This window comes from Bordetella trematum, assembly GCF_900078335.1.
Classification (GTDB): domain Bacteria; phylum Pseudomonadota; class Gammaproteobacteria; order Burkholderiales; family Burkholderiaceae_B; genus Bordetella; species Bordetella trematum.
The window spans coordinates 297,028-320,765 of sequence record NZ_FKBR01000012.1; the positions used below are offsets into that span (position 1 = coordinate 297,028).

The 23,738-nt window shown below is 65.9% G+C and carries 20 protein-coding genes and 1 pseudogene; 6 read left to right on the forward strand and 15 right to left on the reverse strand.

Annotated features, from left to right (window positions below; all coding sequences use genetic code 11):
- Window positions 1-101: 101 nt before the first annotated feature.
- Both A7V84_RS07360 and A7V84_RS07365 read right to left on the reverse strand, forming a co-directional pair.
- Entirely contained in the window at window positions 102-356 is a 255-nt protein-coding gene (locus A7V84_RS07360) for a hypothetical protein (RefSeq protein ID WP_025518204.1), read from the reverse strand.
- Between the two features lie 138 nt (window positions 357-494).
- Window positions 495-1,145: a DUF1275 family protein gene (locus A7V84_RS07365; protein ID WP_025518205.1), complete on the reverse strand. Its 651-nt coding sequence runs from the start codon at window positions 1,143-1,145 to the stop codon at window positions 495-497.
- A gap of 143 nt (window positions 1,146-1,288) precedes the next feature.
- On the opposite strand from A7V84_RS07365, the gene A7V84_RS07370 reads away from it, so the two are divergent.
- Together A7V84_RS07370 and A7V84_RS07375 are read left to right on the forward strand one after the other, a co-directional pair.
- Entirely contained in the window at window positions 1,289-3,559 is a 2,271-nt protein-coding gene (locus tag A7V84_RS07370) for an FdhF/YdeP family oxidoreductase (RefSeq protein WP_025518206.1), read from the forward strand.
- Between the two features lie 254 nt (window positions 3,560-3,813).
- Window positions 3,814-4,278: a PACE efflux transporter gene (locus A7V84_RS07375; RefSeq protein WP_051348338.1), complete on the forward strand. Its 465-nt coding sequence runs from the start codon at window positions 3,814-3,816 to the stop codon at window positions 4,276-4,278.
- 80 nt (window positions 4,279-4,358) lie between these two features.
- Here the strand turns inward: A7V84_RS07375 and A7V84_RS21795 are convergent.
- Window positions 4,359-5,362, reverse strand: a pseudogene (locus A7V84_RS21795) (Bug family tripartite tricarboxylate transporter substrate binding protein).
- 115 nt (window positions 5,363-5,477) lie between these two features.
- Window positions 5,478-6,704: an MFS transporter gene (locus tag A7V84_RS07385; RefSeq protein WP_082832983.1), complete on the reverse strand. Its 1,227-nt coding sequence runs from the start codon at window positions 6,702-6,704 to the stop codon at window positions 5,478-5,480.
- Window positions 6,705-6,888: 184 nt separating this feature from the next.
- On the opposite strand from A7V84_RS07385, the gene A7V84_RS07390 reads away from it, so the two are divergent.
- Window positions 6,889-7,473: an AAA family ATPase gene (locus A7V84_RS07390; protein WP_051348345.1), complete on the forward strand. Its 585-nt coding sequence runs from the start codon at window positions 6,889-6,891 to the stop codon at window positions 7,471-7,473.
- On the forward strand, window positions 7,470-8,267 hold the full coding sequence (locus A7V84_RS07395) for an aminoglycoside adenylyltransferase family protein (protein WP_063492000.1): 798 nt from the start codon (window positions 7,470-7,472) through the stop codon (window positions 8,265-8,267). Before A7V84_RS07390 ends, A7V84_RS07395 begins: the two co-directional genes overlap by 4 nt.
- Window positions 8,268-8,285: 18 nt before the next feature.
- Here A7V84_RS07395 and A7V84_RS07400 read toward each other — a convergent pair whose 3' ends face one another.
- Window positions 8,286-11,606, reverse strand: coding sequence for an autotransporter outer membrane beta-barrel domain-containing protein (locus A7V84_RS07400; RefSeq protein WP_157988186.1), 3,321 nt, complete (start codon window positions 11,604-11,606; stop codon window positions 8,286-8,288).
- A gap of 305 nt (window positions 11,607-11,911) precedes the next feature.
- Between A7V84_RS07400 and A7V84_RS07405 the strand changes: the two genes are divergently transcribed.
- Window positions 11,912-12,907 carry an AraC family transcriptional regulator gene (locus A7V84_RS07405; RefSeq protein WP_127070791.1) on the forward strand — a complete coding sequence of 332 codons (996 nt, stop codon included), beginning with the start codon at window positions 11,912-11,914 and terminating at the stop codon, window positions 12,905-12,907.
- A 44-nt stretch (window positions 12,908-12,951) separates the two neighbouring features.
- Window positions 12,952-13,338 (forward strand): hypothetical protein, encoded by a 387-nt coding sequence (locus tag A7V84_RS07410; protein ID WP_025518235.1) that lies wholly within the window; start codon window positions 12,952-12,954, stop codon window positions 13,336-13,338.
- A gap of 97 nt (window positions 13,339-13,435) precedes the next feature.
- Here A7V84_RS07410 and A7V84_RS07415 read toward each other — a convergent pair whose 3' ends face one another.
- From A7V84_RS07415 to A7V84_RS07460, 10 genes are all read right to left on the reverse strand, one after another.
- On the reverse strand, window positions 13,436-13,630 hold the full coding sequence (locus A7V84_RS07415) for a heavy-metal-associated domain-containing protein (RefSeq protein ID WP_063491997.1): 195 nt from the start codon (window positions 13,628-13,630) through the stop codon (window positions 13,436-13,438).
- 85 nt (window positions 13,631-13,715) lie between these two features.
- Complete coding sequence (gene fdx, locus A7V84_RS07420) at window positions 13,716-14,054, reverse strand: ISC system 2Fe-2S type ferredoxin (RefSeq protein ID WP_063491996.1); 339 nt, start codon at window positions 14,052-14,054, stop codon at window positions 13,716-13,718.
- Between the two features lie 57 nt (window positions 14,055-14,111).
- Window positions 14,112-16,607, reverse strand: coding sequence for a heavy metal translocating P-type ATPase (locus A7V84_RS07425; protein WP_063491995.1), 2,496 nt, complete (start codon window positions 16,605-16,607; stop codon window positions 14,112-14,114).
- A gap of 117 nt (window positions 16,608-16,724) precedes the next feature.
- Window positions 16,725-17,267: a MarR family winged helix-turn-helix transcriptional regulator gene (locus A7V84_RS07430; RefSeq protein WP_025518241.1), complete on the reverse strand. Its 543-nt coding sequence runs from the start codon at window positions 17,265-17,267 to the stop codon at window positions 16,725-16,727.
- A gap of 89 nt (window positions 17,268-17,356) precedes the next feature.
- On the reverse strand, window positions 17,357-18,304 hold the full coding sequence (locus A7V84_RS07435) for a hydroxymethylglutaryl-CoA lyase (RefSeq protein WP_231939995.1): 948 nt from the start codon (window positions 18,302-18,304) through the stop codon (window positions 17,357-17,359).
- A gap of 14 nt (window positions 18,305-18,318) precedes the next feature.
- Window positions 18,319-19,983, reverse strand: a complete 1,665-nt coding sequence (locus A7V84_RS07440) for an AMP-binding protein (protein WP_063491994.1) — start codon at window positions 19,981-19,983, stop codon at window positions 18,319-18,321.
- Entirely contained in the window at window positions 19,967-20,746 is a 780-nt protein-coding gene (locus tag A7V84_RS07445; RefSeq protein ID WP_025518244.1) for an enoyl-CoA hydratase/isomerase family protein, read from the reverse strand. Before A7V84_RS07445 ends, A7V84_RS07440 begins: the two co-directional genes overlap by 17 nt.
- A 10-nt stretch (window positions 20,747-20,756) precedes the next feature.
- A complete protein-coding gene (locus tag A7V84_RS07450; RefSeq protein ID WP_025518246.1) occupies window positions 20,757-21,740 on the reverse strand; it encodes a Bug family tripartite tricarboxylate transporter substrate binding protein in 984 nt (327 codons plus the stop codon).
- Window positions 21,741-21,783: 43 nt separating this feature from the next.
- On the reverse strand, window positions 21,784-22,980 hold the full coding sequence (locus tag A7V84_RS07455; RefSeq protein WP_063491993.1) for a CaiB/BaiF CoA transferase family protein: 1,197 nt from the start codon (window positions 22,978-22,980) through the stop codon (window positions 21,784-21,786).
- On the reverse strand, window positions 22,977-23,717 hold the full coding sequence (locus A7V84_RS07460) for an enoyl-CoA hydratase/isomerase family protein (protein ID WP_025518248.1): 741 nt from the start codon (window positions 23,715-23,717) through the stop codon (window positions 22,977-22,979). Before A7V84_RS07460 ends, A7V84_RS07455 begins: the two co-directional genes overlap by 4 nt.
- Window positions 23,718-23,738 lie beyond the last annotated feature (21 nt).

A 23,738-nucleotide genomic window follows, 5' to 3' on the forward strand; every position in this document is an offset into this window, starting at 1 on the left:
TCGGTTCTGATTTTTTTTGACTCACCGGCGGCCACCTTGAATATGCGCTAGGTGAATCATACCTAAGCGCGGTGGCGCCGCCCGCAGCGGCGCACAGACCGTCAGCGGATGCTCGCCCGGCGCAAACGGGCCAGTTCGGCCTGGTTCAGGCGACGCGCCTCATCTTCGGCGTACTGCCGCTCGCCGGGCTCATAGGCCCCCTCATACAGGCAAGCCTTGCGATTGCTGACGCAATCATTCTTGGGTGGGGAACTGAACCAACTGCTCACCACATCAGCGGCCTTCGTGGAACACCCCGCCATGACGACAGTGGCAAACAACACTGCGGTGCAACGCAGCAGAGTTTTGGCGGACATGAATCTCCCTGACAATAGCGCTTACGACAACAAGGCAATTTATAGCAGGCTATTCCGGCCTGTCGGGACAGAAGCGCCGACATTGCCGGCAATAGCGTTTCCAATTGCGACAGGCCGCCGGCAAAACCGAAGCCGCTCTCAGTGGCGATACCAGCGCTGCACCGGCGCCAGCAGAATCACCAACGCCGTGCCGACCCACATGGCCCAGGAAAACGCCAGCAGCGCCCCGGCCGCGGCCGCGCCGACAAAATACGCACCCCAGGCCAGCAACAAGGCCGCGCCCGGCCCGCGCTTGCCCGGCGCCGCGCCAAAAAAAGGCACCAGCACCAAGGCCTGCGCGCACAGCTGGGCAAGTTTGGACAGCGTACTGGTCACCACGACCGTGCTGACCGTGGAGCCCCCCACCCCGACGATGACGCTGGCCTGCACCCCCATGGCCGCCGTGGTCACCGCCAGCCACGCGCTGCCGGCCGGATCCAGACAGGCCGCCACCACCAGCAGCGCGCACTCCAGAAACAGGGGAACCTGATACAACCACCTCCTGTCCGGCGGAAAACATCCGCCCACCAGCGCCCCCAGGAAGAACGTCAGCAAGGTAGAAAGCCGGTCGAGCGCCGTGCCCCACTCCTGTTGCGCCAGGGCCATGCCGGCCAGCACCGTATTGCCGGTCATATTGGCCGCGAACACGCCATGGTGGGCATAGCCCAGCGCATCGATATAACCGCAGGCCAGGCACAACAACACCAGAGGCAACGCCGCCGGCGACGCGCCACGCAAATGAATATCCATCACGCCAGCATAACTGAGGCCATGCCCTCATTTGGCACAACCCTGCGCATGCGTTATATCTGAGCGTTGAGGTTAGTGAAACTCAATGTCTCTATTGCCCCCCGTGGTCCGCAAGATCAGATCGTGACAAGGAGAAAGAACAGATGGAAGAACGCAATCTCACCGGGGTGCGCCCCTATCACATGCCTGCGGGCGGCTGGGGGGCCCTGAAGGCCACGGCCATCGCCATCGCCGAACAGATGCACGTTGCCGAAGCGCCCGAGCTGCTGTTGCGCACCAACAAGCCTGACGGCTTCGACTGCCCGGGCTGTGCCTGGCCCGACAAGAAACACACCTCGACCTTCCAGTTCTGTGAGAACGGCGCCAAGGCCGTGACCTGGGAGGCGACCGAGCGCCGTGTGGGCCCGGAGTTCTTCGCCCGCCACACCGTGACCGAACTGCTGGGCTGGAGCGACCATGCCCTGGAAGATGCCGGCCGGCTGACCCACCCCATGGCCTACGACGCGGCCACCGACAAGTACCAGCCCATTGGTTGGGATGACGCCTACGCGCGCATCGCCCAGGCGCTGCAGGCCCAGGCCGATCCCAACGCGGTCGACTTCTATACTTCGGGCCGCGCCTCCAACGAAGCCGCCTTCCTGTTCAATATCTTTGCGCGTGAATACGGCACCAACAACTTCCCCGACTGTTCCAACATGTGCCACGAGCCCACCAGCGTGGGGCTGCCCAAGGCCATCGGCATGGGCAAGGGCTCGGTTTCGCTTGACGACTTCGACCAATGCGAACTGATCATCAGCATCGGCCACAATCCGGGCACCAACCACCCGCGCATGATGGGCACACTGCACGACTGCGCCGAGCGCGGCGTCCCTATCATCGTGTTGAACCCGTTGCGCGAACGCTCACTGGAACGCTTCGCCAATCCGCAAAGCCCCACCGAGATGCTCTCGCTGACGTCGGAGCGGATCGCCTCCAATTACTACCAGGTCAAGGTGGGCGGCGATGCGTCCGCCCTCAAGGGCATCATGAAAGCGCTGCTGGAGCGCGACGCCCGGATCCCCGGCACCCTCGACCATGATTTCATCGCCGAACATACGGGTGGTTTCGAGGCCTTCTGCGACGATCTGCGCGCCACCCCCTGGGAAGATCTCGAACGGCATAGCGGCCTGACGCGCGCCGACATGGAAACCGTGGCCGCCGCCTACGCCAAATCCAAGGCCACCATCGTGACCTACGGCATGGGCATCACCCAGCACAGCACCGGTGCGCACAACGTGCAGCAATGCGCGGCGCTGCTGCTCATGCGTGGCAACATCGGCAAACCTGGCGCCGGGATCTGCCCGCTGCGCGGACACTCGAACGTGCAGGGCAACCGCTCGGTCGGCATCACCGAACTGATCGACCCCGTGATGTTCGACAATATCGAGAAGACCTTCGGCTTCCGCCCGCCCGCCAAACCCGGCCACAATGCCGTCAACACCATGCGCGCCATCAGCGCCGGCGAGACCAAGGTGCTGGTCTGTCTGGGCGGCAACTTTGCCATCGCCATGCCGGATGCCGAACGCTGCGAGGCAGGTATGCGCGGGCTGACCCTGGCGGTGCACCTGAACACCAAACTCAACCGATCGCATCTGCTGATCGGCAAGGACGCTATCGTGCTGCCGGTGCTGGGCCGTACCGAGCGCGACATGCAGGCCACGGGCCCGCAGTCCATCACCGTGGAAGACTCCATGTCCATGGTGCACGCCTCGCGCGGCAAGCTCGAGCCCGCCTCCGAGCACCTGCGCTCCGAGCCGGCCATCATCGCCGGCATCGCCCACGCCACCCTGCCGGCCAGCCGCGTTCCCTGGCTGCACCTGATCGAAGACTACGATCGCATCCGCGACCTGATCGAGAAAATCTACCCCGATTTCCACGACTACAACGCCCGCATCCGCGTGCCGGGAGGCTTTCGCCTCAGCCTGCCCGCCACCGAACGCATCTGGAAGACCGCATCGGGCAAGGCAGAATTCCTGATCTTCCCTGGCCTGGACGAGGACCCCGAGTTTCCTCAGGCCCTCAAGCTCACCACGGTACGCAGCCACGATCAGTACAACACCACCATCTACGGCATGGATGACCGCTATCGCGGCGTCTTCGGCCGCCGCGATGTACTGTTCATGAACGCCGACGACATGCAGCGCCTGGGCCTGGAGCATGGCGACAAAGTGGAGATCAACACGGCCCTCAAGGACCAGACGCACCGGCGCCTGACTCTGACGGCCATCCGCCACGACATCGCGGCAGGCTCGGTGGCGGCCTACTTCCCGGAAGCCAACAACCTCTGCCCGCTGGACTACCAGGACCCCGAAAGCGGCATCCCCTGCTACAAGTCCGTGCCGGTCGAGTTGCGCAAACTTCCCCTGGCGGCATGAAGGGATCGGCCCGGCATGCCGCCAGCGCCGGGCCGATCAACGACGATGCGTGAAAATGAACCGCCCCCGAAGGTTGGATAAACATCCAACTCACGGGGGCAGTTCAAAACGGGCCGTTTTGACAGGCACGGCCGGCTTCAGCTATAAAAAGGCGCGCAGGCGGAAACCGCGGCTCTGCAGGCGAACACCCTTCGCCAACGATCCTGTCACCCGGGGCGGACCGGAGTTAACCCGGCCGCACACATGCAGGCTCAATGGAAGTCACGTTGATCACGCTAAGCCCCCTCAAACGACGCATCGTCTACGTCTCGCTGTTCGAACTCTTCGCCATCCTGCTGTCCACGCTCATCCTCATGGCCCTGAGCGACGGCAGCGCCCAGAATTCCCTGCCGGTCGCCGTCATCGTATCGGCCACCGCCGTCCTCTGGAACTATCTCTACAACCTCGGCTTTGAAGCCTGGGAGCGCCGCAACCACGTCATGCAGCGCACCCTGCGCGTGCGCTGCATCCACGCCGTCGGCTTCGAAGGCGGGCTGCTGCTCTTCTGCCTGCCCGTCTACATGCTGTGGTACGGCGTCGGCCCCCTCGTTGCCCTGGGCATGGAACTGACACTGATGGTGTTCTTCCTGTTCTACACCTTCGTGTTCACGCTGGTCTTCGACAAAATCTTCACCCTGCCGCAGCACTACGCCAAGCTGACCCCTGCCGAGCAGGGCTGAACCGCTGCAATGAACAAGGCGCCGGATTGCGGCGCCTTGCAGTCAAAGGGCTGCCCTCCGGCGCCCGCCTCAAAAACACCTCAGTTCACCGTCACCCCCGCATCGCGCACCACGTCGCGCCAGAGATCGATCTCTTTGATGATCTGTTGCCGAAAGTCATCGGGAGTGCCCGGTGCAGCCTGCTCACCCGTGGCCTGCAAGCGCTTGCTCATGTCGGGCTGCATCACGGCGGCGTTGATCGCCTTGTTGAGCTTGGCCTGGATGGCCGGCTCCACGCCTTTGGGTGCGATGATGCCGTACCACACGGTGACGTCGTAGGGCACGCCCGCCTCGCGCACGGTGGGAATATCCGAGGCGGATGCCACGCGTTGCGGCAACGTGACGGCCAGCACGTTCAGACGCTTGTCTTCCCGGTAGGGCAGCGTGGAGCCCGCCGTCGTCAGCATCGCATCGACCTGCCCGGACACGGTGTCGGTCAGGGCCGGCGCCGACCCTTTGTAGGGCACGTGGGTCATCGAGACGCCGGCTTCCTTCAGCAGGGCCTCCATGGCCAGATGGGAGATCCCCCCGTGCCCGAGGAGGCATAGGTGAGTTCACCGGGTTTCTGCCTGGCCAGCGCGATCAGTTCCTTCAGGTCCTTGACCGGCACTTTCGGATTCACCGACACAAAGAATGGCGCGCTGGCGACCATGGCGATGGGGGTCATGTCGCCCACCGGATCGAAGGGTAGCGCGTACAGGCTGGGGTTGACCGAGTAGCTGTTGGAGACCAGGGTCAGCGTGTAGCCATCCGGTTCGGCGCGCAGACCCTGCTCCACGCCAAGCTTGCCGCCCGCGCCGGGCCGGTTCTCGACCACCACCGGCTGCTTCAGGTTCTCGGACAGCAATTGGCCAAGCAGGCGCGCAATACCGTCATTGCCGCCGCCGGCCGCGAAGGGCACGATCAGCTTGATCGGCCTGGAGGGATAGTCCTGGGCCTGCGCTGCCGACAGGAAACCGACCGCACAGGCCAGGCCGAGCGCAGCGAACAGCAGTTTGCCGATCTGCGCGCGCCGGCCGGCGCGAATGTTCGAAGGAGTGTTCATGCTTGTCTCTTCCTTGGGGATATCTGAACGATATTCTGTCCGCCCGATGCGGGCGGCCTTGCGCAGTATGCATCAGCCGCCTGCCGTCAAACCAGCGCAAGAACGCCCGCAGCGCCTAGCAAGGCGTGGCCGGCGACACCGGGGCCGGCCACGCCCCGGCCAGCGCCAGCATGACGGCCACCAGCGCATAGGGAGCTCCAGGGTCCAGGGCATACACCAGGGTGCCGGCCAGCGGCCCGAGGATCATGCCCAGCCCCTGAGCGGCGGCCACCGTGCCGGCCGTGGCGCCCTGCTCATCGGCCTGGACCGCATTCGCCGCCAAGGCCGTGACGGCCGGAAATACCCAGCCCATGCCGGCAGCGGCCACGAAATACCCGAACCACAACGCCCACTCTCCGGTGGCGAACAGCAGGGAGCCAAAGCCCAGCGCCGACAGGGCGCAACCGGCACGGATCAGGCGCACTGGCGCCCAGCCCAGACGACGCACCAGCAATTGCGCCAGGATCAGGGCGGCGCCAACCACGGTCAGGGCAATGCCGGCAGCCCGCGCAGCCGCAGGCGCATCCAGGTGCAGGCGGTCCAGCGCGAAGAAACCCACCACGACTTGCGCTACCATTACGCTGAACATGGCGACAAAAGCCACCCGCAATGCAGGCCGCAGCCGAGGATCGCCGATCTTCAACATGGCAGGCCGCGCGCCCCGCTGCAGCGCCACGCGCGGCAACCCGCGCCAAAGCACCAGCAGCGCTGCCAGCGGTAGCGCTGCCGTGATGAACAAGGGCAACTCCAGGCTGTACGCCGCCAGCAGGCCGACCAGGCCCGGCCCGGCCACCATGCCCAGCCCGCTGGCGGCGCCCAGCATGGCCAAGGCGCCGGCCCGCTGATGCGGCGGCACATGATCCGCGATCAAGGCTGCTCCGGTAGCGGGCACGGCGGCATAGAAGCCGCCCGCGACCCCGCGCAATACCACCATTCCTGCAAATGCCAGCCAGACTGGCGGCCCCTGGCGCAGCGCCACGGCAATGAATACGCACAGTGCCGCATACGACAGCACGAACCCGCCCAGCCCCTGCAGGATGACGCGGCGACGCCCGCGACGATCGCTGGCTGCGCCCCAGCGGCGTGCCAGCAGCATCCAGGCAACGCCGCCCACGGTTACGGCCACTCCAGCCTGCCAGGCCTCCAGACCCAGTACGCGCGCGATCGGGCCGATCAGGGCAACGAACGACATCATCGCCAGGGTGCAGACGAAAGTCTCGAACATCAAGGGCTTGAGATTCAGGCTTGCGACCACAGGCCGGGGCATGCCGGCCTGACCGGCGCTCGGAGCAGGAGGAGTCATGAGCATCCTTGGGGTTTGCATTTCACGGCGGGCGGCAAGCTTGCCGCAACGCCATGCAATCGATAATAACTCTCATTTAATAAGCCAGGACAGACACGTTTCTCCTTTGCCCCGGGGCGCACGCCCCGGCCTTGCATTCCATCCCCCAACCCGAAACATGCTCTCTACTTTGACCGGATCGCCCATGCACACGCCCGCCTTTGTCATCATTTCCGGTTGTTCCGGCGGCGGGAAATCCACCTTGCTGGCCGAACTCCAGCGCCGTGGCCATCGCGTCATCGAAGAACCCGGACGACGCGTTGTCCAGGAACAGATGGCAAGCGGCGGACAGGCGCTTCCCTGGCGGGACATGCGCGCTTTTCTGGAACGCGTCATCGAGGTGGCGCAGGCCGATCACGCCCAGGCGCGACGCCACGAAGGCTCATGGATTTTCTTCGACCGCAGCCTGATCGACGCGGCCGCCGCCCTGCAGGCACTGACCGGCGAGGAGGTGCTGCAACGCCTGGGGCGCTCGCATCGCTACCATCCCCAGGTCTTCCTCACACCGCCCTGGCCGGATATCTATGTGCAGGACGCCGAGCGCCGCCACGATATCGAAGCCGCCATCGCCGAGTACGAACGCCTGTTGCACAGCTATCCCGCCCAGGGATATCAGGTCTGCGTACTGGAGCGTTGCAGCGTCGCCCAGCGGGCCGACTTCGTGCTGGACACCCTGGCGGGCGGCCCGATGCCGCAGTCGGCCCCGTCCGGGCTACCCTATGCCTCATGACTCCCACCATTCCTTGCGCCATCGCCCCCCAGGTCGCCCAGGCCCGGGCCGTCCTGCAGCACCACCTGGGCGAGTCCCTCGTGGCCCTTTACCTGTACGGCTCGGCCGTCGACGGCGGCCTGCATCCCTACAGTGACATCGATCTGCTGGCCATCACCGATAGCGTCCCCAGCGCCGCCGTGCGCCAGGCGCTGATGACGGCGCTGCTGTCGGTCTCCGCGCCCCCGGGCGCGTCGGCCATGCTGCGGGCCCTGGAGGTCACGGTGCTGGCCCAGGAACACATCGTGCCCTGGCGTCATCCGGCCCGCCGGGAGGCGCAATTCGGAGAGTGGCTGCGCGAAGCGCTGCAGGCCGGCATTGTCGAGGCGCCCATGTCCGACCCGGATCTGGCCATCCTGCTCACCCAGGCCAGAAGCCGCAGCCTGACGATCCTGGGCCGGGACGCGGCCGCTCTGCTTGCCCCGGTGCCGCCTGCCGATCTGAGCACTGCGCTGCAACAGACCGTGGCCCAATGGCGGGACGCGGCAGACTGGGCCGGCGACGAAAGAAACATCATCCTCGCCCTGGCCCGCATCTGGTATACCGCGACCCAAGGCGGGATCGCCTCGAAGGCGAGCGCCGCCGACTGGCTGCTCGCGCGCATCGACGCGCCCTACCGCGCAGTACTGGCTCAGGCCCGCGCGGAATATCTGGGGCTGGCTCCCGAGGAACTCGCCAACCGGCAGGACGCGGTGGCGGCGTTCATCGCCCATGCCCGGGAGCGCATCCAGGCCCTGGATGCCACGTCGGCCTGAGCCGCGCGCCCGGCCGGTTCAGAAGCGCCAGTTCACCGACAGATCCGCCCCGACATCGCGCTGGCCGGCGCTGAAGAGGCGGGTGCTCACACTGGCGCGCACCGCCACGTTGTCCTGCGGATGAAAACTCATGCCTGCCTTGAGGCTCATGGCGTCGCGCTCGCCGATGGCCTGGCGCTGATCGAAGGCAATCTGCGGAGAGGCGCGCAAACGCACGCCTTGCGTCGCATAGCGGTCCAGCCATTCGTGGTCCCAGGTGACCGACAGGTAAGCCTGCAGTTGCTGTTCGGCACGCAACGCCCAGCGCCCCTGGGCCATGACGCCCAGACGGCTTTGCAGGCTGTCCGCGCTCAGCGAGGACAGCGCAAGATTGCTGGCTGGCGCACCCGATTCCTTGACGCCCGGCCGGTGGGCATAGACATAGTCCAGCCCGGCCACGGGGCCGAGTGAGACACTCGGGGCGACGGGCAGCAGATAGGCGCCCATCAGGCCGGCATTGACGCTGCTGCCGCGCCAGTGGCTGTCCTGTTCGCCCTGATAGTCGGCAAACGCCACCGAGCGCTTCATCTTGCCCTCGTCGCGGCCCACGCGGGCATGCGCCGAGAAGAACCAGCGCGGATCCTCAAGCGCCTGATAGCGGGTGTGCAGGCCCAGCTGCAGCGCCGTGCTGCTGCCTTTGCCGCTATGCGGGGAGCGGCTGGTGACGTCCAGATCCGAAACGGCCAGGTTCAGGCCATAGGTCCAGGCGCTGCCGGCCGCGCTGTGCTCCAGGCCCGCCAGCACCCCTGTCTCGCGGCTGCGATGGCTGGCCAGTCCGCGCTGCCCATCCTGGGTGCCGTGATAGCCGAAGGGTTGGACGAAGGTACGCCAACCCGGCGCGCGCAGGCCCGGCGTGCCGGCGTACAACCCTTGCGCGGCCAGCAATGCCCCCACGCGATGGTCACGCTGGATGACACCGGCCATCAAGGCGCCGTATGCCCCCGGACCAAGCTGATCCAGCGCCAGGGCGACATCGCTGCCGTCGACGCGGGAGAAATCCAACGACTGGTACAGCGTCTGAACGGCTTGCTGTTGCGCAGCCGATGCCCGTCCCAGCGCCTGCCCCAGGGCGCGCGCATTGGCCGAGCCGGCATATTGCGCATAGGCATCGGCCTTGCGCGTCACCGACCAGCTGTGCGCCTGCCCCGGGCCCGGCTGCGTGCTGACGGCCAGGGTCGGCGACACCAGCGTCGCGCCCACTTCCCGAAAATCACCCTGCTGCTGCCCGGCCTGGATCAGGGTGCCGGAATGCAGCGTCCAGCCATCGGCGTACCAGTCCGGCTGCAAGGCCAGCTGCAAGCTGCCGTCCCACGAAGCCAGGCCGCTGATCGTCAGGCGATCATGCCCACCGCTTGCATCGGCCTGCATATGCAGGCTGCCCTGGGCACCCTGGACATAATCACCGTCGATCGCAATGGTGCCAAAGGAATTGCCGGGGCTGAGCGTGCCGTCATTGCGAAACACCCCCTCGGCGTTCAGGGTGTAGCGACTGTTGCCGGCCAGCGTGGCGCCGGAAGCCACCTCCACCCCATGCACCTCATGTTCGCCATTGAGCGAGCTGTAGCCGCCGGCCAGCTTGAGATCGAGGTTGTTCAGCCCACGGATATCGCCGTCATGCCGCAAGGCGAACTGCCCATCGGCGCCCGCGATGGCCTGCCCCTGGGCGTCGGCCAGCCGCCCCAGGCTGAGTGTGGTCAGGCGCAGACGGCCGTGCTCGTCGCGCTGGTCATAGTGCGACACGATGTCGCCATAGACTCTGGCGCCGCGCAGCAGATTGATCTCGCCGACCAGCGCGTTGTCCGCCATGTAGAGAGCCGCCTGGCGGCCGGCGACCGAACCGCTGATATCCACCCGCCGCAGCAGCGCGCCTTCCAATTCCGGCAACAGCGGCAATGCCCCCTCATCCTCCGATTGCCGGATATAGGAGCCGCGATACTCGTCGGCCGAGCCCATGCTGTTATTGCCGAAGTCAAAAGCCAGGGCGATCCCGTCCTGTCCCAGCGCCTGGACATCGCCGCGCACGTTCAGGGTATGGTCCTTGCCATAGCTGAACATCACCCCGCGCCCATTCCAGCCGTTGGCATGCACGCGCGTGCCCGACGCAATCGTCAGGGCGTTGCCGCTGCCATCGACCCTCACGCCGGCCGCGCCCCCGCCGACGGTCAGAAGATCGGCCTGCTGGTTGATACGGTTGCGCTCGCCATAGACATGCAATCCCAGGCCCAGCGTAGCGGTGTTGTAGGTGCCTGCGATATAGGCGGTGCCGTCCGCGTTGCGTCCCGCGTAGGGGTTGCGGTTATCCAGCACCTGATCATCGCCATAGACCGAATAGCCGTAGAAATTGCGACGATCTATCTGCAGGCCCATGTCCTGCAGCGCCGCCAGCTCGGCCTCCATGAAGTTGACGTAGTTGCGATAGGCCTGATGGCTCATCAGGCTGTTGCGCAACTCGATGTGACTCATGTAGTCATCGTCCAGCTCGCCATCGGACAGCATCCGCACCGGCAAGCCCGGCATGGCCCCGGCCAACACCTCCTGCACGTGGGCCCCGGTGAAGTAACCCTTGTCCTGGCGCACGTCGAAGGCGTCACCGCTATCGGCATTCTGGCAGCCCTGGCACAGCACGGCCTGACCCGGACGGGCCGGATTACCGTTGTCATCGCGCAGATGGGCAGACCATTGGTTGAGGGTGGCGCCGAAATGCGGCGTGGGCACGCCTTCGGTCTTGTCTTCCACATTGTTGGCAATGCCCAGGGCATGACCCAGTTCATGGAAGATCACGGCCGAGAAATCCACTTTCCCGGGATCTCTCGCCAATTGCGACGGGACATAATCCAGCATGTCGAAATCCAGCCGGCCCACGGAGATGAAGGCATGCGCAAAAGCCCCATCGCGCGCGCCGCCGTTCATGGCCGCCTGCAACAAGGTGCTCTCGACCTCTTGCCCGGCCACTTTATAAGGCGGACTGTAGGCGCCCGCGTTCAGGTCTTCGAAGGTGCCCACGTTGATGATCGCCGGGACGTGGTCAGGCGGCAGAGCCAGGATGTCGGCCCACAGCTCCAGCCCGGCCATGATCTTCTGCTGTTGCGCAGCATCCAGCGTGAACGTCGATGTCTCGGGCGTCTCGCCATCCAGCACGAAATAAGGACCATCCCCCGGGCCGAAGAACCGCACCTCGAACGCGGTTCTCCCTTCCTTGTTCCGGGCTTCCCGGACATCCAAGGCCTGGGCCGCCAGGGGCAGCATCGCCAGGGCGGCTGCCGCGGGCGCCAGGAATCGGTGTTTTCGTTTTATTTTCATCGGTATTCCAGAGTCTTGGAAAATGGCGACGCCCGGCCGGAAAGACGGCATCCTCCGCCTGGCCGAAGCCGGCTCCCCCGGCGGCAAATCCAGCCCTGCGCTGGACGTCATAATCCGGGAAAGCACCGGCGCCGACAATCTTTAAAATGACTCCGGCAGTCTAGGCGTGGCGCAAAAGCAGCGGTTAGCACGCCCGTCCCAGGCAAGGGCCATTTTCTTGCCTGGGCGTCCCAAACCGACGCCCATTTTCCGACCCGTCGGATCGCCCGAACATTCGGCGCCGACACCCCCCAGCAAGGTGCCCCGTGGTCATTCCTCATCGACACTTCCAATCCTGCGCCCTGCCCCGGGATGCGCGATTCGATATCTGGCGGGACCGCATGGGCGCCATGTTCGACATCGACACGCTCGACGGCAACCGCGAGCTCCGGATCGATGTGCGCAGCTTCCATCTCGGCAGCATGATTTTCAGCAACATGGACGTCACGCCCTTTGTCTTCGAGCGCTCCGCGCGCAAGGCGCGCTCGGACATGCTTGACCATGTGATGCTGCGTTTCGATCCGCCGGCCGCCGCCGGCAAGCCTCCCCGGATGCTGACCATCGACCTGGCCCAGCCCCTGGAGCGCATGCCCATCTCGGCACGCAACCTGTCCGTGATCCTGCCCCGCGCCAGCGCCAGCGCACTGATTGCGGCCCCGCACAAATGGCATGGCCAATTCGTCGAAGGCGCCGGCATCACCTTGCTTTGCGATTATCTGAAGGCGCTGTCCCGCTCCATCAGCAGCATCGGGCCGGAGCAGGCGCCAGACATCTTCACGGCGACTAGTCACCTCATTTCCGCTTGCGTGGGCACCCTGCAGGGCGATCCCCTGAAAACCCGCAGCCTGGCCAGCGGCACCGCGCTGATGCGCGTGCGGCGTTACATCGAAAGCCGGCTGGCCGACCCCGGGCTGGATCCGGCCGATATCGCAACGCAATGCGCGGTATCGCGCTCCAGCCTGTATCGCCTGTTCTCAAGCCATGGCGGCGTCGCCGGCTACATCCAGGAACGCCGTCTGCTGCGCGCCTTTGCCCGCCTGTCCAGCCTGCAGCCCTCGAGCACCATCGCCATGGTCGCCCATCAATGCGGGTTTTCCAGCGAGGCCCACTTCAGCCGTCGCTTCCGCCACCGCTTCGGCTGCTCGCCCAGTGAGCTCAGGGCCAGCGCCCGGGCAGGCGTAGGGGGCGCAACAGACTCTCCGGTCGCTCAGATCCTGGCCGACAACGCCTTCAAGACCTGGGTGTCGGGGCTATCCGCCTGAGCCGGTTACAAGCGCCAGGCGGCGGCTCGGTTAAAGTGACAGCCATGAGCAGAAACAAACAAAAACCCGCCTCCAAGGGCGGCGGCCGATCGCCCAAGTCCCTCTATGATGCCCAGGCGCTGGAGCACTTCATGGCCCTGCTGGGCCTGCCCTGGCAGCCGGGACGCGCCGAGCGCGCCGAAGTCCGCGCCAGCTATCGTCTCGGGCCGGCGCGCCCCTTGATCATCGAGCAGACTCTGGTCGAATTCCATTGCGACGAACGCCGGGCCAAGGTGTGGGTGCCGGAATTCCAGCGCACCAGTTTTCATCAATGGTTCGAGGTCCCCCTGCAGGAATTCGAGTACACCCCGGGCGGCTCCATGCTCAAGATCAAGGCGCCGGCGCGCGGCAATGCGCCCCCCTATACGGTCGGCCTCAAGCCGATCGAATAAGCCGTACGCCAGGCCCAAAACGGGCGGGCGCCGGAGGGACTCGCATCCCACCGGCGCCCGCCCGTTTTGGCTGCCCCGCCCGGCGCTTGCCTGCGACTCAGGCTTCGCGGGACGGATACCCTGCCTCGCGCAATGCAGCCACGATCTGCGCCGGGGCAAGCGTGCTTTCGACCTTGACCTGGCGGCTGGGCGGATCGGCCACGACCGTCGCCTGCGGGTCCACCGCCTGAATCGCCTTGGTCACGCTGCGCGCGCAGCCGCCGCAGGTCATGCCATCGATATGGAATTGCATCAGATGCTCCTTTCTTGAAGAGGTGGTATCAGTGTGAAGCTTCCCACCATGGGAAGGTCAAGCCGTTTTGCCCGGGCCCGACGCCTCAATGGTTTTCCTTGGCGTGATTGAGGGTGTAGCGCGGGATTTCCAGCGTCAGGTCTTCCTCGGCCACGACCGCCTGGCAACTGAGCCGCGACTGCGGCTGCAGCCCCCAGGCCCGGTCCAGCAGATCCTCCTCGTCGTCGCTGGCAGCCGCCAGCGAATCGAAGCCCTGGCGCACGATGCAATGACAGGTGGTGCAGGCGCGACTCATCTCGCAGGCATGTTCTATCTCGATGCCATGCGCCAGCAGCGCCTCGCACAGGGTGACGCCAGCGGCGACGTCCAGCACGACGCCTTCCGGCGCCAGGTCGGCATGGGGCAATACCGTGATTTTCGGCATGATTTCAGAGTCATCCAGAAGAAGGCGGGCAGGCCCGGTCCAGGGCCCGCCCGAAGATCAGCGGGCCGCCTCGGCCGTGGCCAGTGGCGGTTGAAAGCGCCGCAGGCGCAGGGCATTGGCCAGCACGAACACGCTCGACATCGCCATGGCGCCCGCCGCGAAGATGGGCGACAGCAACACGCCCCAGGCCGGGTACAGCACGCCGGCAGCCACCGGGATCAGCGCCGTGTTGTAGGCAAAGGCCCAGAACAGGTTCTGCCGGATATTGCCGATGGTGGCCTTGGACAGGGCAATGGCATTCGGCACCCCTTGCAGGTTGCCCGACATCAACACCACATCGGCGGACTCGACCGCCACATCAGTGCCGGTGCCGATGGCCAGGCCGACATCGGCCTCGGCCAGCGCCGGCGCGTCATTGATGCCATCGCCCACGAAAGCCACCCGACCATGGGCCGCCTTCAAACGGCGCACCGCATCCACCTTGCCTTGCGGCAACACCTCGGCCACCACCTCGTCGATACCCAGCTGACGAGCGATGGCCTGGGCCGTGCGGGCGTTGTCGCCGGTGATCATGGCCACCTTCAAACCCAGCTGATGCAGCGCCTCGATGGCCGCCGGCGTGCTGGGTTTGATCGGATCGGCCACGGCGATGATGGCCGCCAGGCGTCCATCGACCGCCGCGTACAGCGGCGATTTGCCTTCGCTGCCCAGGCGCTCGGCCGTCTGGGCAAAAACCCCCACATCCAGCCCCAGCTCGCGCATATAGCGATCGGCTCCGACCTCGACCCGCACATCAGCCGCCATGGCGCGCACGCCCATGCCGGTGACCGATTCGAACGCCTCCAGCGTCGGCAAGGCCAAGCCCTCGGCCGACGCCGCATCCACAATCGCGCGCGCAATCGGATGCTCCGAGCGAGACTCGACCGCCGCCACCCTGGCCAGCACGTCGGCGCGCACGAAGCCGTCGGCCACCTCCAGGTCGGTCAGCGTCGGACGCCCCTCGGTCAGGGTGCCGGTCTTGTCCACCGCGACCACCTGGGCATCCTTGAGCAACTGCAGGGCCTCTCCCTTGCGGAACAGCACACCCAACTCGGCCCCTCGGCCGGTACCCACCATGATGGAGGTCGGCGTGGCCAGCCCCATGGCGCAAGGGCAGGCGATGATCAGCACCGCCACCGCATTGACCAGCGCGAAGCTCAGCGCAGGCGACGGTCCCAGCACAAGCCAGGCCAGAAAGGTCAACAAGGCGGCCAGCATCACGGCCGGCACGAACCACAGCGTGACCTTGTCCACCACCGCCTGGATGGGCAGCTTGGAGCCCTGCGCCTGCTCGACGAGGCGGATGATCTGCGCCAGCATCGTCTGTCCGCCCACGGCCGTGGCGCGCAGGGTCAACGCGCCCTTCTGGTTGACCGTGCCGCCCACCACGGCGCTGCCGGCGGTCTTCTCGACCGGCACCGGCTCGCCCGTGATCATCGACTCGTCCACGAAACTGCTGCCCTCGATCACTTCGCCATCGACCGGCACACGCTCGCCGGGACGCAGTTCCACCACGTCCCCCAGCGCCACCTCGCCAATCGGAATATCGACCACCCGACCCTCGCGTCGCACGTGCGCCACCTTGGCCTGCAGGCCGACAAGCCGCTTGATGGCCTCCGAGGTACGCCCCTTGGCGCGCGCCTCCAGGTAGCGGCCCAACAGGATCAAGGCCACGATCACCGCGGCGGCCTCGTAGTACACATTGACCGTGCCGGCCGGCAGCCAGCCGGGTGCAAAGGTCGCCACCACCGAATAGCCGAAGGCCGCCGCCGTCCCCACGGCCACCAGAGAGTTCATGTCGGGCGCCAGCCGGAACAAGGCCGGAAAGCCCTTTTGATAGAAACGCCGTCCTGGCAACGCCAGCACCAGCAGCGTCAACACGAACTGCAGATACCAGCTTTGCTGCAGGCCGATGGTGCGCGCCACCCACTCGTGCATGCCAGGGATCATGTGCGAGCCCATCTCCAGCACGAATACCGGCAGGGCCAGCACCGTCGCCAGGATCAGATCGCGCCTGAGCGCAATGCGCTCGGCATCCTTCTTGGCAGCGGCCTCCTCCTCGGGTTGGCCGCCCAGATCGACGGGCTGCGCCTCGTAGCCTGCGCGCGCCACGGCCTCGATCAGTTCCTGCGTGCCGGCCACGCCGCGGATCGTGGCCCGCTCGGTGGCAAGGTTGACCGTGGCCTCGGCCACGCCCGGCACGGCCTTGAGCGCCTTCTCGACCCGGCCCACGCAACTGGCGCAGGTCATCCCCGCCACAGCCAGCTCCACGGTGGCCGCCGGCACGCTGTAGCCGGCCTTCTCGACCGCCTCGACCAAAGCCTGCTGGGTCAGCGCGCCTGCCGGCCGGATCTCGGCCCGCTCGGTGGCGAGGTTGACCGACACGCTGCCAACCCCCTCGACCTTGCCCAACGCGGCCTCGACCCGGCCCACGCAGCTGGCGCAGGTCATCCCTTCGATAGGCAGGCTGATGGCAGCCAGGGCGGCAGCGCCGCTATTGCCAGGCTTGTTCATGATGGACACCCCATGGTGAATTTCACATGAAGCCAGCTTAGGGCTTACCACCATGGGAAGGTCAAGCCCCGGCAGGGGCACGTCGGGCGAGCTGCGCCGCCCATCCGGGTGCTGGGTCTAGTCCGGCGAAGGCGTCGGCTTGCGCTTTTTCTTGTGCTGTTGCTCGCGCGCCCGTGCCAGCGTTTCGCAGGCATGCGCCGTCAGCCTATCCAGCGCGCGATCGAATACCTCGCGCTCCTCGGAGCTAAGCACCGCCAGCAGGTCCTCGTTGCGTTGCACCGCCGTCGGAAACACCTTGCGATACAAGCGCTTGCCCTTGGCAGTCAGGCTCAGTTGTATGCCCCGCCCGTCAGTTTCATCGGACTCGCGTTGCAGCAGCCCTCTTTCTGTCATCAGCGACACAGCGCGGCTGGCGAGACTTTTGTCGATATTCACTTCCCGGGCCAGACCTTGCAGCGACATGGGCGCGTACGACCCCAACATGCCCAGGATGCGCCACTCGCGCGGATCCAGTTCGAAATCCCGCTGATTGGACTCGGCGGCCAGGCGGCTCCAGTGGCTCGCCAGCATGTTCAGGCGGAACGACGCCAGTTCTTTGAACAGGTGGACGCCCGCGCCCTCAACTACCAGGGAAATGGAAGGATCGTCTTTTTTTTTCATCTGTGCAGTATATAAAACCCTGGCTCGCAACGACGCCCGGAGGCCGAACCACCGGGCACGTCGCGGCGTCAAGACCAAGCCTTATCCGACTACCCGAGCAAGCGCAGCGGGTTCAGACCGCTGCGCGCCACGCGCCCGTGCAACTCCCGACCCAGCGCACGCTCGCACGCCTCGACCCGCTCCAGCAGCGCCTGCATATCAATGCCGGTGTCGACGCCCATGTTCTCGAACAGGTCGACCAGATCCTCGGTGCAGACATTACCCGTATGGCCGCCGCCATATTTCACTTTGGCGGGGTGCCCGCCCACACCGCCCATGGCACAGTCGAAATGACGCACGCCCGCTTCGAGCGCGGCCACATAATTGACCAGGCCCGTGCCCCGGGCATCATGAAAGTGCGCGATCGGCGTGACATCCGGGTACTCGGCAAGCATGCGGCGAAACAGCGCCGCCGTGCTGCCAGGCGTGGCGGTGCCGGTGGTATCGCCCAGCGTGACGTGGCGCACGCCGGCGTCGCGAAAACGGCCCACGTCCTCCAGCACGCCATCCGGGTCCACGCGCCCCTCGAACGGGCAGCCGAAGGCCATGGAAATCGTGCCTATCAGGCGGAAGCGGCCTGCGCCAGCCTGTGCCATGCGGCGGACGTTCTCCCACTGTTCACTGCGGTTGCGGGCCAGGTTCTTGGCGGAGTGCGTCTCCGTGGCCGACACCAACAAACTGATTTCATTGGCGCCAAAGCCCGCCTGCGCGTCGGCCACGGCGCGCTCGACCGCCCGCAGATTGGCGCAGGTCGCTTTGTAGAACACCCCGGCCTGGCGCGGCAGCGCCGCCAGCAGCTCGCTGGCATCGGCAAACTGCGGGATCACCTTGGGATTGGAATAAGAGGTCGCCTCGATCCGCGCGAAGCCGCACTGCGCAAACGCCTGCACCAGCTCGACCTTCAGGGCGGTGGGAAGGAAGTCCGGCTCGTGCTGCAACCCATCGCGTGCGAAGCACTCGCACAACACGACCTCGCGCCCGTCGTTCTCCCGCATCATGTCCGTCTCCTGACTCATGCCGCCACCGTGTCGGCCCGGATATTCCACAGCGCAATCGCATGCTCGCGCAGCTTGTTCTTCTGCACCTTGCTGCTGCCGGTCATCCCGATCTGCTCGAAACTGTCCACCAACGCCAGATAACGCGGCACCTTGAAGTTCGCGCAACGCGCCTTGCACCAGGCCGTGAGCGCTTCTTCGGTGGCCTGCGCCCCGGGCTTGAGCAAGACGAAAGCCCCGGTGACCTCGCCCAGCCTGGCATCCGGCACGCCGATGACCTGCGCCTGCTGCACGGCCGGGTGCGCATGCAGCAGCTCCTCGATCTCGGCCGGCGCGACGTTCTCGCCGCCGACGCGGTACATATCCTTCAAACGCCCCACCATCCTGGTGCGGCCATCAGCGCGCTGCTCGCCCAGATCGCCCGTGCGCAACCAGCCGTCCTCACCGATGGCCTTGGCCGTCGCCTGCGGCATTTTGTAGTAGCCCCGCATGACGTTCCAGCCGCGCACCTGGATTTCGCCCTGGCCCTGGCCGGGCGGCACCAGCCTGCCGGAGTCGGGATCGACGATGCGCACCTGGATGCCGGGATGCGGCAGCATGAAGCCATCACGGCGCAGTTCGAAGGCATCCTCGTGATCGCTCAACAGCACATTGGGCGAGGCCTCGGACTGCCCATAGGCATTGCACATGGCGGCCACGCCCATCCTGTCGTGGATCTGCTGCATGACTTCGGGACCGGCAGCTGCCCAGCCGCCGCGCAGATGCAAGCGGGCCGGATCGAAATCCGGATGGCCCATGAGCATCAGAAAGATGGTGTCGTTGCCGGAGGTCAAGGTGCATCGCTCCTGCGACAAGGTCGCCAGCGCCTGAGCCACATCGAACTTCGGCAGGCTCAGGAGGCAGCAGCCCGACACCAGGGACACCAGGATAGACAGCGTACTGCCTGCCACATGGAAAAATGGCCGGATACTGAAATAACGATCCTGTGGCGTCACGCCCATGCGGCGGGCCACGCACGCCGCGTCGCCCAGCATATTGGCGTGGCTCAACATCACGCCCTTGGGAAACGAAGTCGTGCCGGAGGTGTACTGGATCAACAGCACATCCTCGGGCTGCACGGCCTCGGCCAGCGCATCCAGTGTGGCTGCCGGCGTCGTCTCGCCGGCGCGCAGAAAGTCCGCCAGGCCGGTCACACCGGACGCAGGCGTATGCGCCCCGATGACGACGGCCTGTGTCAGTTGGGGTAGAACCTGTCCGGGCAACGCCTGATCCACGGCCGGTTCGACAGCGCGCAGCAAGGCAGAGAAATCAATGCCCAGGAAGCGGTCGGCATAGATCAGCAGGCGGACATCGGCCTGCTCCAGGCAGAACCGCAACTCCTCGGCCTTGAAACGGGTATTGACCGGCACGGTAACCGCTCCGATCGACGCGCAAGCGAAGAACGTGGCAATCCAGTGGCCGGAGTTTCCCAGCATGACCCCCACATGATCTCCCTTGCGAATGCCGGCCGCATGCAGCGCGGCGCCGATCCGGCGGCTCTGGGCCGCGATCTCGGCCCAACTCCAACGCTCGTTCGGACCGACATAGGCCGGTTCCTGACCACGTGCGTGCAGCTGAGCCTGCAACACCCGGGGCAAGGTGGTGGGGGCCGGCCCCTGTTGCGGATCAATGTGCAGCATCATTGCCTTCCTTTCTGCCAAAGCCGGCGATCGCCTTCTGCCAGTCGCTGCGCCGCAGGTTCTCCTGGATCGCCAGCAACTCCACCGCCATGGCGCCCTCGCGCGTGGTTTCCAGCCCGCCATCGATGCTGTGCTTGGTCAGGCTTACCGTCACCGGATTGGCAGCGGCGATCTGGCTTGCCAACGCCATCACCTGGTTCTCGAACTGGTCGCTGTCGAACACGTGGTTGACCAGCCCCAGCTGCAGCGCCTCTCCGGCCTCGACCATACGGCCGGTGAACAAGAGTTCCTTGGCCATCCGGCGCCCCACAATGCGCGGCAACCGCTGTGTGGCGCCCACCGTGCCCCAGCCCACCTCGGGGTACTTGAATGCGGCCTCGCTGCTGGCCAGCACGAAGTCGCAAGCCGCCGCGATTTCGCAGCCGGAACCGAAAGCCGGGCCGTGCACGGCGGCGATCACCGGTTTGGACAGCGCTTCGATCGCCGCATAGGCCGTGAAGCCCGCGACCCGTCGCGCCACCATTTCGGCCTGGCTCATACCCTGGCGCTCCTTGAGATCCGCGCCGGCGCAGAATGCCACGCCCTGCCCGCGCACCACGATGACGTGCACATCGCCGCACTGCTCCAGCCACTGGCAGGCCTCGACCAGCTCCGCGCACATGGCCGCGTTCAAGGCATTGCGGCTTTCCGGGCGCGCCAGCCACAGCGTGGCGATGCCGGACTCGATCTCAAGACGCAACGTGTTGTATTCCGGAATATCAGACATGCTTGTTTCCTCAGTCTTGCAGTTTCATGCCGGTTGCCCGAACCAGTTCGGCCAGGCGCTTGCCGTCGTCGGAGATGTATTGCGCGGCCTGCTCTTTCAATTGGGGCATGGGCTCGGCGTTCTGCGTGGCCAGCACGGCCTGAAACGACGGCTTGGCCAGCACGGTCTGCAAGGCCTGCGCCAGCGTATCGACCACAGCCGGCGGAGTCTTGGCGGGCACCGCGAGGGAATACCAGCTGCCCATCTGGCTGTCTGGCACGCCGGCCTCGGCGAACAGCGGCACATCCGGCAGGTCCGGCGAACGATGCTCACCGCCGTAAGCCAGCGCCCGCAAGCGCTGCGACTTGATGAAAGGCAATACCGCCGAGACATTCAGAAAGCCCACCGGCACCACGCCGGCAACCAGATCATTGGTCGCCGGCGCTGCCCCCTTGTACGGCACATGCACCAGATCCACGCCAGCCGCGTGCTTGAATGTCTCGGCCCCGATGTGCGGTGAACTCCCGATGCCAGCCGAGGCGTAATTCAGCTCGCCTGGCTGGCTCTTGGCCAGCGCCAGGAACTCCGCCAGCGTCTCGGCCTTCACATCAGGATGAACAGTCAGCACATTGGGGACATTGGCCACCATGCCGATGAAGGCAAAATCCTTGATGCCGTCGTACGTGACTTTCGTGGCCAGCGGCGTGACCGTGTGCGCGGCCGCCGTGCCCAGCAGCAGGGTATAGCCATCGGCCGACGCCTTGGCCACATGGGCCGTGCCGATAGAGGCCCCGCCGCCAGCCCGGTTCTCGACAATGATGGATTGGCCCAGCTCCTCACCCAACTCCTTGGCCAACGCGCGCCCGAGCAGATCGGCCGGGCCGCCCACGGCGTAGGGGTTGACCAGCGTTATCGGCCGGGAGGGATAGTTGTCCTGGGCGGCGGCCGTGGCAGCGGTTGCCGTCAGCACGGAAAACGTGACGCCGCCAAGCATCACACGAACAGTAGTCAGCATGGTTGTCTCCTTGTTTATTAAAATAGTGCGGGGTCGGTTTCGCTTACACGGCCCCTTCGGCCCGCAAGCGCTCGATCTCCGTTTGACTCAATGACAGCTTCTCGCGCAGCACCGCTTCGGTGTGCTCGCCAAGCAGGGGCGGGCGCCCGACGCAGGGGTCGTCCAGGCCGCTGAAACGCAGCGGCACCCGCATGCCGCGAAAGCTGCCGATGTGGGGATGCTCGTACTCAACCACCATCTCGCGCTGCGCGACGTGCTCATTGCCGAGCACTTCGCCGACATCCAGGATCGGCCCGGCCGGCACCCCGGCCACATCACAACGCCGGCACAGCTCCTCGCGCGACAAGCTGGCGATGGCGGTCTGCAGGCCCGCCATGACCTCCTCGCGCCGTGCCAGGCGGCCGGCGTTCTTCTGCAGACCCGGATCCTCGGCCCAGTCTTCCAGACCCAGCAGCAAACACAGGGGCCGCCAGTGCTGATCACTGCCCGTGATCTGCACCCATTTGCCATCCCCGCACACGAAAGCCGCAGAGGGGATGCGGCCGGGGTGCTCCGTGCCCATGCGCTGAGGTACCTCGCCCAGCGCAAACCAGCGCGCCGCGGCAAGAGACAGCAGCCCCACCTGTCCGTCGAACATTGAAAAATCCACGTGGCTGCCCTGCCCGCTGCTGGCGCGCCCAACCAGCGCAGTCAGTATGGCGATGGCCACCCACAGCCCCGAGCTCAAATCGGCGATGGGCAGCCCGGGTTTGACCGGACCGCCGCCCCGCTCCCCGGTCAGGCTCATGATTCCGGCCATAGCCTGGAACACGGTGTCGTAGCCCTTGCGATGCGCATAGGGGCCCGTCATGCCGAAGCCTGTGCAGCTCACATGGATGAGCTGATCATTGCGCGCACGCAACGACGCATAATCAAGCCCGTACTTCTTCAGGGTGCCGACCGGAAAGTTGTCCAGCACCACATCGGCGTGGGCGGCCAGGCCGCGCACGACCTCCTGGCCGGCAGGGCTGCGCAGGTTGACCGTAATGGAGCGCTTGCTGCGATTGAACGCCAGGTAATAGGCCGACACGGCCTCGCCGTCGCCCTGGACCATGGGCTCGAACGAGCGCGTTTCATCGCCCGCTCCCGGCTGTTCGACCTTGATGACTTCCGCGCCGAGCTCGGCCAGGATCATGGAGGCGAACGGGCACGCCAGCACGCGCGACAGATCGAGAATGCAGATTCCTTCCAGCGGCCTCATGCGGCGCCTCCCTTCTCCTGGCGAAAGCCTCGCATCATGACGTTGGCATCACGCCCGACCTGCAAGGCCGGGCCCAGCGCCAGATCGGCGGCGCGATGGAAGCTGCGCTTGGTCGCAGCCATCGCCAGGGGGCTCCATGAAGCCAGGGTGCGGGCCAGCTCAAGCGCCTGCTCCAGAACCTGATCGTCAGGCACGACCCGGTTGCACAAACCCAGCGCCCGGGCACCCGCGCCATCCAGCGGCTCGGCCAGCGCCACCAGCTCGAACGCCTGCTTGCGCCCGACCTGGCGCACCAGATTTGCCATGACCACCGCGGCCACGATGCCATGCTTGAGCTCGGGATATCCGAAGCGCACGGTCTCGGACATCACGGCCAGGTCGCAGGCAATCGCCAGGCCCGCCCCGCCGCCCAGCGCATTGCCGCGCACGGCCGAGATCACGGGCTTGCTCATCTGGGAGAACACCAGATGCAGCTCGGTCGTCAGATCGGCCCGGGCCAGCACCGCCTGCGGGTCCTGTGGCGTGAGGGCGGAGAACTCGCCGATGTCCGCTCCCGCGCAGAACGACTTGCCCGCGCCGGTGAGCACCACCGCGTGGATGCCGGGCTGACCGTCCGCCTCGCGCAGGGCCGACAACAAGCCCTGGGTCAGGGCCGTATTCAACGCATTGTGTTTTTCGGGACGGTTCATGGTCAGGACGCGCACGGTCCCTTGGTCTTCGATAAGCAGGGGTGACATGGATTCGAAACTCATAAGAAT